The sequence below is a fragment of the Gudongella sp. DL1XJH-153 genome (assembly GCF_049310905.1).
Classification (GTDB): Bacteria; Bacillota; Clostridia; order Tissierellales; family Tissierellaceae; genus Gudongella.
Genome location: NZ_JBMEMN010000026.1, coordinates 1 through 12,265, shown reverse-complemented (window position 1 = coordinate 12,265; position 12,265 = coordinate 1). Strand labels below are relative to the sequence as shown.

General features: G+C 34.5%; 12 protein-coding genes. All 12 read left to right on the top strand.

Annotated elements, in window-relative coordinates; genetic code table 11:
- Positions 1-3: 3 nt before the first annotated feature.
- The 12 genes from rimO to ACOEN1_RS10100 all read left to right on the top strand — a co-directional run bounded on the left by rimO (position 4) and on the right by ACOEN1_RS10100 (position 11,986).
- The gene (gene rimO, locus ACOEN1_RS10155) at positions 4-1,341 is read left to right on the top strand and encodes a 30S ribosomal protein S12 methylthiotransferase RimO (protein ID WP_422486788.1); all 1,338 of its coding nucleotides are present in this window, start codon (positions 4-6) and stop codon (positions 1,339-1,341) included.
- A complete protein-coding gene (pgsA, locus tag ACOEN1_RS10150; protein ID WP_422486787.1) occupies positions 1,325-1,870 on the top strand; it encodes a CDP-diacylglycerol--glycerol-3-phosphate 3-phosphatidyltransferase in 546 nt (181 codons plus the stop codon). Before rimO ends, pgsA begins: the two co-directional genes overlap by 17 nt.
- A gap of 14 nt (positions 1,871-1,884) precedes the next feature.
- Positions 1,885-3,129, top strand: a complete 1,245-nt coding sequence (locus ACOEN1_RS10145) for a competence/damage-inducible protein A (RefSeq protein ID WP_422486786.1) — start codon at positions 1,885-1,887, stop codon at positions 3,127-3,129.
- A gap of 71 nt (positions 3,130-3,200) precedes the next feature.
- Complete coding sequence (gene recA, locus ACOEN1_RS10140; protein ID WP_422486785.1) at positions 3,201-4,232, top strand: recombinase RecA; 1,032 nt, start codon at positions 3,201-3,203, stop codon at positions 4,230-4,232.
- Positions 4,233-4,277: 45 nt separating this feature from the next.
- Positions 4,278-5,246 carry a metallophosphoesterase family protein gene (locus tag ACOEN1_RS10135; RefSeq protein WP_422486784.1) on the top strand — a complete coding sequence of 323 codons (969 nt, stop codon included), beginning with the start codon at positions 4,278-4,280 and terminating at the stop codon, positions 5,244-5,246.
- A gap of 9 nt (positions 5,247-5,255) precedes the next feature.
- Positions 5,256-6,704 carry an AAA family ATPase gene (locus ACOEN1_RS10130; protein WP_422486783.1) on the top strand — a complete coding sequence of 483 codons (1,449 nt, stop codon included), beginning with the start codon at positions 5,256-5,258 and terminating at the stop codon, positions 6,702-6,704.
- Positions 6,705-6,706: 2 nt separating this feature from the next.
- On the top strand, positions 6,707-6,958 hold the full coding sequence (locus ACOEN1_RS10125; RefSeq protein WP_422486782.1) for a hypothetical protein: 252 nt from the start codon (positions 6,707-6,709) through the stop codon (positions 6,956-6,958).
- A gap of 2 nt (positions 6,959-6,960) precedes the next feature.
- The gene (locus tag ACOEN1_RS10120; RefSeq protein ID WP_422486781.1) at positions 6,961-7,617 is read left to right on the top strand and encodes an ATPase; all 657 of its coding nucleotides are present in this window, start codon (positions 6,961-6,963) and stop codon (positions 7,615-7,617) included.
- A gap of 336 nt (positions 7,618-7,953) precedes the next feature.
- On the top strand, positions 7,954-9,501 hold the full coding sequence (gene rny / locus ACOEN1_RS10115) for a ribonuclease Y (protein WP_422486780.1): 1,548 nt from the start codon (positions 7,954-7,956) through the stop codon (positions 9,499-9,501).
- Between the two features lie 95 nt (positions 9,502-9,596).
- Entirely contained in the window at positions 9,597-10,391 is a 795-nt protein-coding gene (locus ACOEN1_RS10110) for a PHP domain-containing protein (RefSeq protein ID WP_422486779.1), read from the top strand.
- Complete coding sequence (locus ACOEN1_RS10105) at positions 10,391-10,768, top strand: PadR family transcriptional regulator (protein WP_422486778.1); 378 nt, start codon at positions 10,391-10,393, stop codon at positions 10,766-10,768. Before ACOEN1_RS10110 ends, ACOEN1_RS10105 begins: the two co-directional genes overlap by 1 nt.
- A gap of 21 nt (positions 10,769-10,789) precedes the next feature.
- Entirely contained in the window at positions 10,790-11,986 is a 1,197-nt protein-coding gene (locus tag ACOEN1_RS10100) for a pyridoxal phosphate-dependent aminotransferase (RefSeq protein ID WP_422486777.1), read from the top strand.
- Positions 11,987-12,265 lie beyond the last annotated feature (279 nt).

The window sequence follows — 12,265 nt, the reverse complement described above, 5'->3', positions numbered from 1 at the left end:
TAAATGAAGAGGAAAACTGTAAACATAGTTACTTTGGGTTGCTCCAAGAATGAAGTTGATTCTGAGTTGATGCAAAGCATACTTGATAAAGAGAATTTCGATTACTCAGAGAATCCAATGGAAGCAGATATAATAATAGTAAACACTTGCGGATTCATAGAAGCAGCTAAGGAAGAGTCAATAGATACAATACTTGAGATGTCAAAATATAAGACAGTGGGCAATTGTAAACACCTAATTCTAGCGGGTTGTCTTGCACAAAGATATTCAAAAGAATTGATGGATGAAATGCCGGAAGTTGATGCAATAATGGGCACGGGTAATATCAAGGATTTAAATGGGATATTAACCGGTCTGCAAGAAAAGAAGAGAATTATTCAGTCGGATGATGTAAATAGCTTGTATATTGAAGGCGTTAAAAGAATAGTTACATCTCCTACCTCCTACGTAAGAATATCTGAAGGATGCGATAATCTTTGCACATATTGTATAATTCCTTCATTAAGAGGTAAACATAGGAGCAGAAAAATTGAGGACATTGTAAATGAAGTTGTTCATCTTTCGAATCAAGGGGTAAAGGAAGTAATTCTTATTGCTCAAAACACCTCAGATTATGGAATAGACCTTTATGGTGATTACAGCCTTCATCTGCTTCTTGATAAACTAAACAAGATAGAGGGCATTGAGTTTATTAGACTGCTATATCTATACCCAGACAATATTGATGGCAAGCTGATAGAAAGTATGAAAAGAAACTCAAAGGTAGCTCATTATCTGGACATACCTCTTCAACATGCAAGCGACAATGTGTTGAAATTGATGAACAGAAGAACTACAAACAAAGCAATTCGTGAAACTATTCTTAACTTAAGGAGAGAAATACCTGACATAGTAATCAGAACAACTTTTATTGTAGGGTTTCCTGGTGAAACTGAAGAGGATTTCCGAGAGCTTTATAGTTTTATTGAAGAAATTGAGTTTGACAAACTAGGAGTTTTCACCTATTCCAAGGAAGAAAACACACCTGCATATAGTATGGATAATCAGATTGATGAAGATGTTAAGGAAGATCGTAGAGACAAACTCATGGAGTTGCAAAAATCAATCTCAGAAAGACTGATGAGCAGAAAAGTTGGAAAAGACTATAAAGTAATGGTGGAAGAACTCGCTGAAAATGGTCTTTATACAGGAAGAAGCTTCATGGATAGCCCTGAAATTGATGGAGTTATCTATTTCAAATCCAGTGAAAATCTTGAAATAGGAGATATAGTCACGGTAAAGACCACAGAATATTTAGAGTATGATCTATTGGGGGAGTTAGCTTATGAATCTGGCAAATAAAATAACCTTATTCAGAGTTTTTTTAGTTCCGATTTTCATTATATCTTTTTTACTTGAAAGTCCAGGTCCAACTTATATATCTGCTGCAATTTTTGTATTTGCTTCCTTGACAGATACGCTGGATGGTTATATAGCACGGAGCAGAAATCTTGTAACAAATTTCGGGAAATTTGTAGACCCATTGGCAGATAAGGTTTTGACTTCCGCAGCATTAATTCTTTTAGTTGGTACTGGCACTATTCCTTCATGGGTTGTAATACTTATAATTACTAGGGAATTTACCATATCAGGCTTCAGAATGATTGCAGCTTCAGAAGGTGTTACTATTGCTGCAAGTCCATGGGGAAAGCTTAAGACTATAACACAGCTGATAGCGATAGTATTGCTTTTGCTGGATAATTTCCCATTCATGTATCTCTCAATACCTATGGATATGATTATGTTATACATTGCTCTTATACTGACAATTATTTCCGGTGTTGACTATATTGTTCGAAATATAGGTAATCTAAACATGAATGACATTTGATAGGAGATGTATCAATGAAAGCAGAAATTATTACCATTGGAACTGAAATCATGTTGGGTAGCATTCTAAATACAAATGTGACATATCTTTCCAGACGACTTATGGAACTCGGCATTGAAACTATTTATCACACATCAGTAGATGATGACTACGACAGACTTGAAAAATCGATCAGACTTGCAATGGACAGGGTTGATGTAATTTTAACTACGGGTGGTCTTGGCCCAACAGACGACGACCTCACTAAGGAAGCATTATCCAATGTTACCGTTAAGAAAATGATTTCAGACGTTGACATGGAGCATCATATAAAACAATATTTTGCGTATTCAAAAAGAGAAATGACATCTAATAACTTAAAACAGGCAATGAAACCTGAGGGATCTGAGTTCATAAAGAATCCAAAAGGAACTGCGCCTGGTATTTACATGAAATGGAATAATAAAAAAATAATCATGATGCCCGGTCCACCACGTGAGATGAAATCAATGTTTGAAGAAAGCGTAGTTAATTTAATCAAAGATGATCATATCATAATAGTTAAATCAATCAACACTTCCGGTTTGGGTGAATCTACACTTGAAACTCAACTAAAAGAATTGGATTTATCTTATCCTAATTTTACAATAACTACTTATGCAGGCTCTGGAAGTGTTGAAATTAAAGTTATTGGAAGGGGAAAAGATGTATCCAAACTTGAAAGTGAGTCAGAGAAAATTATTGAAACCATAAAAGCTAGAATTGGTAAACATATATATGGATACAATAATTCTTCTTTAGAGAAAGTAATAATTGATACATTAAATCAAAACAAAATGAAAATATCTGTTTGTGAATCAGTTACAGGCGGCAGTATTTCAAAAAGACTTACAAGTGTACCCGGAGCATCACTGTCATTTGATAGAGGGCTTGTAACCTATAGCAATCAATCAAAGATTGATGAACTGGGAGTACTTTCTTCGTCATTAGATGAGTATGGCGCAGTCAGTTCAAGAGTAGCTTGCGAAATGGCCAAGGGATTACTGAATAAAACAAATTCTGATATTGTAATTTCAACGACTGGATATGCCGGACCGGATAAGAATGAGAACATCACTACAGGGCTTGTTTACGTATGCGTTATGTCGTGTGATGCACATACAGTATTTGAAAGAATATTCTCGGGTGATAGAGATACTATACAGGAAAGGACTACAAATTTTGCTCTTTGGAATGGATTCCAATTTTTAAATAATAAGTTGACTTCTAGTTCTAGGTAGTGTAACATATATTTAAAAGAACTAACGTTCGAATAATTGAAAGGGGTGAATCCAGTTTAACTGGAAATAATATGGCGGATAATAATGATAGAAAAAAAGCACTGGATCTGGCACTTAGTCAGATAGAAAAACAATTTGGAAAAGGATCGATTATGAGATTGGGAGAAGATGCCAAATTGAATCTGGATTTCATACCAACCGGTTCAATGGATCTTGATATAGCTCTTGGTATCGGAGGCGTTCCTAGGGGTAGAATTGTAGAAATATACGGGCCTGAGTCTTCAGGAAAGACTACTATAGCCCTTCATATCATTGCAGAAGCGCAAAAAAAAGGTGGAGTTGCCGCTTTCATAGATGCAGAACATGCACTTGATCCAGGATATGCAAAAAAACTTGGCGTTGATATTGAAAACCTTATTATTTCACAGCCAGACACTGGTGAACAGGCTCTTGAAATAACTGAAGCCCTTGTAAGAAGTGGTGCTGTTGATGTTACGGTTATTGACTCTGTTGCAGCTCTCGTACCAAAGGCTGAAATCGAAGGTGAGATGGGTGACACCCATGTTGGTCTTCAGGCAAGACTTATGTCACAGGCATTGAGAAAGCTTGCTGGAGCAATTAGTAAATCACATACAACCTGTATTTTTATTAACCAGCTAAGAGAAAAGGTAGGAGTTATGTTTGGTAGCCCAGAAACTACTTCCGGAGGTAGAGCCTTAAAGTTCTACGCAAGTGTTAGACTTGATGTAAGACGTATCGAATCTATCAAACAAGGTGACCAGGTTACTGGTAACAGAACTAGGGTTAAGGTAGTGAAGAATAAGATAGCACCACCATTCAAACAAGCTGAATTTGATATAATGTATGGTAAGGGAATTTCAAGAGAAGGTAGCATAATTGACACTGGTGTAACTTGTGGAGTTGTAAACAAGGCTGGATCATGGTTCAGTTACAATGACCAGAAACTTGGTCAAGGTCGTGAGAATTCAAAAGATTTCCTTAGGGATAATCCTGAATTAGCACAGGAGCTTGAACTAAAAATCAGAAAAGAGTTTGGCTTGGATAGCAATAATGAGGTCGAAGCCATTTCAGAACAAAAGTAAAATCAAGCCTCCTTCAAAGGAGGCTTGATTTGTATGGAGGTTTATATGCGAATACTTTATTTTACCGATACTCATATAAGAGGCACAAACCCCAAAAATAGAAAAGATGATTTTCTGGATAGTCTTGAAGAAAAATTCAAGGAAATAGTGTCTATTGTCGATCAAAAAAATATAGATTTTGTGATACATGGAGGGGATATTTTTGATAGGCCTGACATATCTATTTCTGTAGTCAGTAGGTTTACATCAATACTTAAGAATATAGATAAGCCAATTTTTATAGTTAGTGGAAACCATGATATATTTGGTCACAATCCCTCCACAATAGACAGAACAATGCTTGGACTTCTTAAGAGTCTGGATTTTCTAAATGTAATTTCCAAAGATGATAAAGTGGTAATTGAAAAAAATGGCATTAAAGTTGGACTTACAAGTTTACCATACACTTATGATATTGATTCATCTCCTGAGGGGTATATACTAAAAGAAATCCAAGAAGATGTAAATTACTCAATCCATATAGTTCATGGCATGCTTTTGGATAAGCCTTTTGTAAAAGGTATTCCGTATACTTTAATTGATGATATCGTCCATACTAAGGCGGATGTTACCCTGTCAGGTCATTATCATGCAGGCTTCAAGACAATTGAGAAGGATGGAAAGTATTTTATCAATCCAGGAAGTCTGGTAAGAATAACCAATAGCTTGAAAGAAATTGAAAGAATTCCAAAGGTTGCCATAATTGATCTTGATAATAGTATCAGTGTAGAGATGCTGACTCTTTTATCTGCCAAACCAGGAGAAATCGTACTTGATAGAACTGAAATGGAAAACAGTTCCCTCAGGAGTGAAAGAATAGTTGAATTCAAGCATTCTATAGATTCTGCAATGAATTTTGAAAAGATGGACCTAAATGATATTCTTATAGAAGTAACCTTGTCGGAAGGGGTATCTGACAAGGTGAAGGAGGAAGCTTTAAAAAGAATTGCCAAATCGCAAATGAAGGGATACTAGGGGTGTAAAATGAAATATATTCATAAAATAATTCTTGAAAATTTTCAAAGTCACATTTATTCTGAAATTGAATTTGGTCCCGATCTGAATGTTATTGTTGGACCTTCTGATTCAGGAAAGTCTGCAATAATAAGAGCCTTGAAATGGGTGATGTATAATGAACCATCAGGAGACTTTTTTATTCGTGAAGGAGAAAAAGAATGCAGGGTAACTGTTGAATTAAGCGAAGGTACTAAACTGCAGAGATACAGGACCAAGAGTAAAAATGGTTATAGATTAATAGACAATAATGGATTTGAATCAGTATTTGAAGGAATTGGATTAACTGTGCCGCAAGAAATTATTGATATTACAGGCATTACAAAGATTCAATTGGATAGTGATTCTGAGAATGCTATTAATTTAGGAGAACAGCTTGAAGGACCATTTCTATTGACAGAGAAGGCATCTACCAGAGCGAATGCAATTGGTAGACTTGTTGGTGTGGATTTGGTAGATGATGCTTTAAGAGATGTATTGAGAGATATTCGTTCACTAAATCAAAACAGGAAACAGAAAGAGGAAACACTGGATGAAACCAGTAAAAGGATTGAGGAATTCGATTACATTGAACAGATTAAAAAAACATATGCACAAGTAAATTCAATTATTGGAAAAGCAAAACAGTTGGATGAAAAAGTAAATACTTTGCAAGGCATTCGAAAATCTATTGATAGTTTGAACGTTGAAATAACAAGAGTTGAAGGTGTGATTGACAGACTAAAGAATATTGATAAATTAAGAAAAACACTTGATCAATTGAATAGCAACGTCAGAAATTATAACATTTATCTTAGTATATATAATTTAATGGAAGTTAATACACTTTCAAAAGCTAAAACCCAATTGATTTTAGATAATTTATCTGAATTTGAAAAGGCATATACTCTGGAATCAGCCATTGAGAGTAGCATTTTGCTTTATGATCGATTGAGGCTTAATTCTAATCAAATATCAAATATCAACAAAGAGATATTGTATCTTGATAAAGTGAATATAGGACTAGATAAATTAGAATTTACATCCGATTTGATTGAATCTGTTCATATCAAGCATAGATTTTTGAAAGATTTGGATTACTTATCAAAAAAATACACATCTGTTAATAATAGCTTAATAAGAGGCAAAGCTTATATTATGAAATTGAACCCAGCATTAGCAAACGAAAATATGATAAAGCAATTGAACAATAAAGTAAAAATGTTAACTGAAGTTCATAAACTTAATAGCAAAATAGATACAATTTTAAGGGAGATCAGTAAAACTGAATTATTAATTGAAGAAAACAATAAAAATCTTAATGATATTTTAAGGGAGTATAAAAAACTTCTTCATAAGATTGAAAAATGTCCAATTTGCCTTGGAGATATAGATGAAGTTACAATTGAGCATATTATGACTCACCACTTAGGGGGATAATTATGGATTATGAAAAAGATTTAAATGATTTGAAGGAAAACCTTGAAAAAGCAAAGAACTTGAAATATAGAGCTGAAGCTAGGATGGAACAACTTAAAAAGCAAGAAGATGAAATAATATCAGAGCTAAATAAACTAGGAGTCAAACCTGAAATGCTGGATCAGGAGATTATAAAGCTTAAAAATGAGATTGAAAGTCTTCTTAAAGAGGCAAATGAGCTGTTACCTAAAGATTTATTGGAAAAGCAGGGATAACCATGAATGAAAACATTAGGTTACTTGAGCAAAATCTAAATGATTTCGGGAGCTTTATAAGCAGACAGGAAGGTAAGCGAGATCAATTAGTAGAATTGAAGCATACCTATGAGAACGAGCTTACCACAATTATTGAAGAACTCGATTTATTGGAACAAGTTATGATTTTATTTCAGAAAACATCTGAATATGCAAGGAACCAAGCCAAGTACCAAATTGAAAATTTGGTTACAAAGTGTCTTCAATATATATTTGAAACAAATATAGAGTTTAAAATTGAAATTGAAGAATTAAGAAATAAAGCAAATGCTGAGTTTTATGTCATAAATGACACACCAGATTTCTTTTTAAAAACAAAACCCGAGCAGTCACGAGGGGGAGGTATAGTTGATATAGTATCTCTGGCATTGAGAATTTCTTTTATGCAGACCCATAAGCCTACTATCGAAGGTCCCTTAATCCTTGATGAACCAGCGAAGCATGTTAGTGAGGATTATATTTATAATGTTGGAGATTTTCTAAGACAATCCTCTGAAATGTTTAACCGCCAAATTATTATGGTTACACATAATTCTCATTTAGCATCTCTGTCAGAAAATACTCATCGAGTTGAATTATCTGGAACTTCAAGTGTTATAAGACCTGCAAAAAATATATAAAATTCTATGATAGGAATAATAAGAGTAAATATGACAAGATAGATATATTCATTGATTTGAATCAATCTACGTAAATCCGCTACATTAAGCTATTTTAAAGCAGAGAATATCTTAGACTTAATTACAAACACCTTGACAGAAACTACTAAAAGTAATAAAATTAACTTGTATGTACCCATACAAAATATACAACCTTATCTAATCCCACAATGGGAGTTGTATTCCGTTTTTAATTTCTATAATTTAGGTATGCGGAATAGAATGACTAATTCTAAATTTTGAGTGGTCTTAGTTGATTAAGTATAATTGTGATATGGAACTTGAAAATTAAATAAGATGGAGGTGTTTCCTATTGAATCTTTAATTTATGCGATTCTTGGCTTAGTTATTGGAATTATCGCTGGATATTTCATTAGAAGGTATATAGGCGAAGGGAAAATAAAGAACGCTGAAGAGTTGTCAAAAAAAATTACTGAAGATGCTATTAAAGATGGTGAAGCTCGAAAGAAAGAGCTTCTTTTAGAAGCCAAAGAAGAAATTCACAAAACTAGAAGTGATCTCGAAAAGGAGATCAAAGAAAGAAGAAATGAAATCCAGAAAATGGAGAGAAGGCTTCAAAACAAGGAAGAAACAATTGACAGAAGAAATGAGTCAATTGAGCGAAAAGAAGATACACTCGCTAAAAAGCTTAAAAATCTTGAGGATAAAGAAGAAGCTATCAATGAGCTGTATGAGAAGCAAACACACGAACTTGAGAAGCTTTCAGGTTTAACCTCAGAAGAAGCTAAAGAGCTTTTATTGAATGAGACTCGTAAGGAACTTATTCAGGAATCTGCGATGATGATCAAGGAAATGGAATCCAAGGCAAGAGAAGAAGCTGACAAGAGAGCAAGAGAAATAATTTCTACAACAATCCAAAGGGTTGCTGCAGATCATGTTGCTGAAACGACTGTTACAGTTGTAGCTCTACCAAATGATGAAATGAAAGGCCGGATAATCGGTAGAGAAGGTAGAAATATTAGAACCCTTGAAACGCTTACCGGTATTGACCTGATTATCGACGACACACCAGAAGCCGTAGTACTTTCAGGGTTTGATCCAATTCGAAGAGAAGTTGCCAGGATTGCATTGGAAAAACTAATTGTTGACGGAAGAATCCATCCTGCAAGAATCGAAGAGATGGTTGAAAAGGCTCAAAAAGAAGTTGAAAATACCATTCGAGAAGCAGGAGAACAGGCATCGTTTGATGCAAATGTGCATGGATTGCATCCTGAAATTATAAGACTTCTTGGGCGACTTAAGTACAGGACAAGTTATGGTCAAAATGTTTTAAAACATGCAGTTGAAGTATCTCACTTGGCAGGTGTCATGGCGACAGAGCTTGGTGCTGATATAAAGATTGCAAGAAGAGCTGGTTTACTACACGATCTTGGTAAATCAATTGACCACGAGGTAGAAGGACCACACGTTGAAATAGGCGTTGACCTAGCAAGAAAATACAAGGAAAGCAAGGAAGTACTTCATGCAATGGAGGCACATCATGGTGATGTTGAACCAACTACAGTAGAAGCGATTCTTGTGCAGGCAGCAGATGCTATTTCAGCTGCAAGACCTGGAGCTAGAAGAGAAACTCTAGAGTCATATATCAAGAGACTTGAAAAACTTGAAGAAATTGCAAACTCCTTTACAGGAGTAGAAAGATCATTTGCTATTCAAGCAGGAAGAGAAATTAGAATCATGGTAAAACCTGAAGACATAAGTGAAGCCCAGATGATCCACACAGCCCGTGATATTGTGAAGAAAATTGAGTCTGAACTAGATTACCCTGGTCAGATTAAAGTCAATATTATTAGGGAGACAAGAACAGTTGAATATGCAAAATAGAGCTTTCTGACAAATAAGCACAAATGCTTACCTGAGCCTGCCGTTTACGGCAGGCTTTAACTATAACAAAAAGGAGGGATAGCATTCGTATAGATATGCACACTCATACAACGGCATCTGACGGCTTGCTTACACCAACAGAACTTGTATTGAAAGCTTACCAAAGAAGGCTGGATGGCATCGCAATAACAGATCATGATTCAATTGAAGGAATACAGGAGGCTCTCATTGAATCCATAAAGATTCCGGGGTTTTCAGTAATTCCAGGAGTAGAAATGGGTTGTTCCCATGAGGATGAAGAGGTACACATCCTTGGATACTTTTTGGACTACACAAATGAAAAACTTAAAGATACATTATCTACATTGAGAAATTCCAGATGGAAACGTGGAATTGAAATACTCCATAAGCTAGAAAATCTAGGAATGGAGTTACCTATCGATGAGATACTTGAGAAATCAAAAAAAACTGATTTCATTGGAAGAGCAACCATTGCGAGAGAGTTGCATGATCGTGGTTTCGTAAAGAGTATTAAAGAGGCATTCGATAAATATCTTGATGTTAATAAACCAGCCTATACTGAAAGATTTAAATTGACCATTGAAGAAACAATTAAACTAATACACAATAGTGGTGGAATTTCAGTACTGGCTCATCCGGGATTACTTATAAACAAACAAATTCTGACATACTGTGTCGATATGGGTATAATGGGTATAGAGTGTTATCATTCCAAACATTCCAAGAATGATGAGAAGATACTTGTTTCATTTTCAGAAAGGAATAATCTTATTATTACTGGTGGTTCAGATTACCACGGTGATATAGATATCCTAGGAGACCATGTAACCGATATTGATAATATACCAGCTTTCAGGGAGAGAGTATAATGTATAAAGGAGAAAGACAAAGACAATTTCCAACAACTATAAGCACAACCTCTTTTGTTAAACTTTATATTCTTCATCTATTGAACCAAAAAGACTATTATGGAAACAGACTTAAGGATGAAATAAGTAGAAGATTAGATGGAAAATGGAGTCCAAGTCCAGGTATGATATATCCAATGCTCAATAATCTGGAACAAGAGGGTTATATTGTAGGTAATTGGGAAGAACCTACAAAAAGAACAAAAAGAGTTTACAGTATAACAGATGAAGGCCGTAAACACTATCAAAATATCAAGAGAATGAATAAATCGTCATTCGACGATTCAATATACATAATTAAGAATGTTCTCAAAGATATTTACGATATTTCAATTTAATCTAATAGGAGGTTATTAAACATGGATATGCAACTATCAGTTAAAGGAAAATCTATTGAACCATCTGTAACTTTGGCAATTACCGCCAAAGCAAATGCAATGAAAAAAGCAGGTGAAAACGTAATAAGTTTCAGTGCAGGTGAACCAGACTTCAATACACCAGAAAATATTCAAAATGCAGGTATTGAAGCTATCAAATCAGGGTTTACGAAATACACACCTGCTTCTGGAACTCCGGAACTTAAGGAAGCAATCTGTAATAAACTTAAAAGAGATAACAATCTTGATTTCAAATCTTCTGAAATAATCGTCTCTAATGGAGGTAAACACTCATTATACAATGCTCTTATGGCTATTCTTAATCCAGGAGATGAAGTTATTTTCAGTATACCTTACTGGGTAAGTTATCCTGAATTGATTATGATAGCGGGTGGAGAACCAGTAATGCTTAAAACAAATGAAAATCAAGAATTCAAATTCAATTCTTCTGATCTTGACAAGTTAAAGACCAATAAAACAAAAGCTGTAATACTAAACAGTCCAAACAATCCAACAGGATCTGTTTACACTAGAGAAGAACTTCAGGATATTGCAGATTGGGCTGTTAAAAACAATATTTTTATTATTTCAGATGAACTATATGAGAAGCTTGTCTATGATGGTCTTGAACATGTTAGCATTGCATCATTAAATGATGATATAAAGAAACTTACAATTACGGTTAATGGCATGGCAAAAGCCTATGCTATGACTGGCTGGAGAATTGGTTATGCGGCTGCAGATGAAAAAATCATCAAGATTATGAGTAATATTCAGAGTCATACAACTTCTAATCCCAACTCAATTGCACAATACGCGAGTATTGAGGGTCTATCAGGCAGTCAGGATAGTATAATGGCAATGAAGGGAGAATTCGACAAGAGAAGAAAAATCATGGCTGATCTTATTAATAGCATTGATGGCATTAGTTGTATGGTACCAAAAGGTGCTTTCTATATTATGTTAAATTCTTCACAATTATACGGGCAAGAAATAGAGGGTATGAAGATAGACTCATCAGTTGATTTTGCAAATCTGCTGCTCGATAAATGTAAAGTCGCAGTTGTACCAGGAGTAGCTTTTGGTGATGACGATTATGTCAGATTATCATACGCAACATCGTCTGAAAACATTAATGAAGGCTTGAGTAGAATCAAAGAATTATTAGGATCTAAATAATCAAAAAATTTAGGAAATAAATTTCTATAACAGTAGACATTGTTTACATAATATTATTATGTAAACAATGTCTTTTTTTACGATAACAATTTTGATTCTCAAGTACTAAATATTTCAAGAGATGAAGTCTTGTAAAAACCTTAATACAAGAGTAGCTACGTAAGCGCCCAATAATAGATGTATTCACAAATAAACTCTAAAGGTAAGCGCATATCCCAGTGCACATATTAATAGCAATCATTAAATGATAAAATCATCTCAAAACTAAAGAGGTGATTT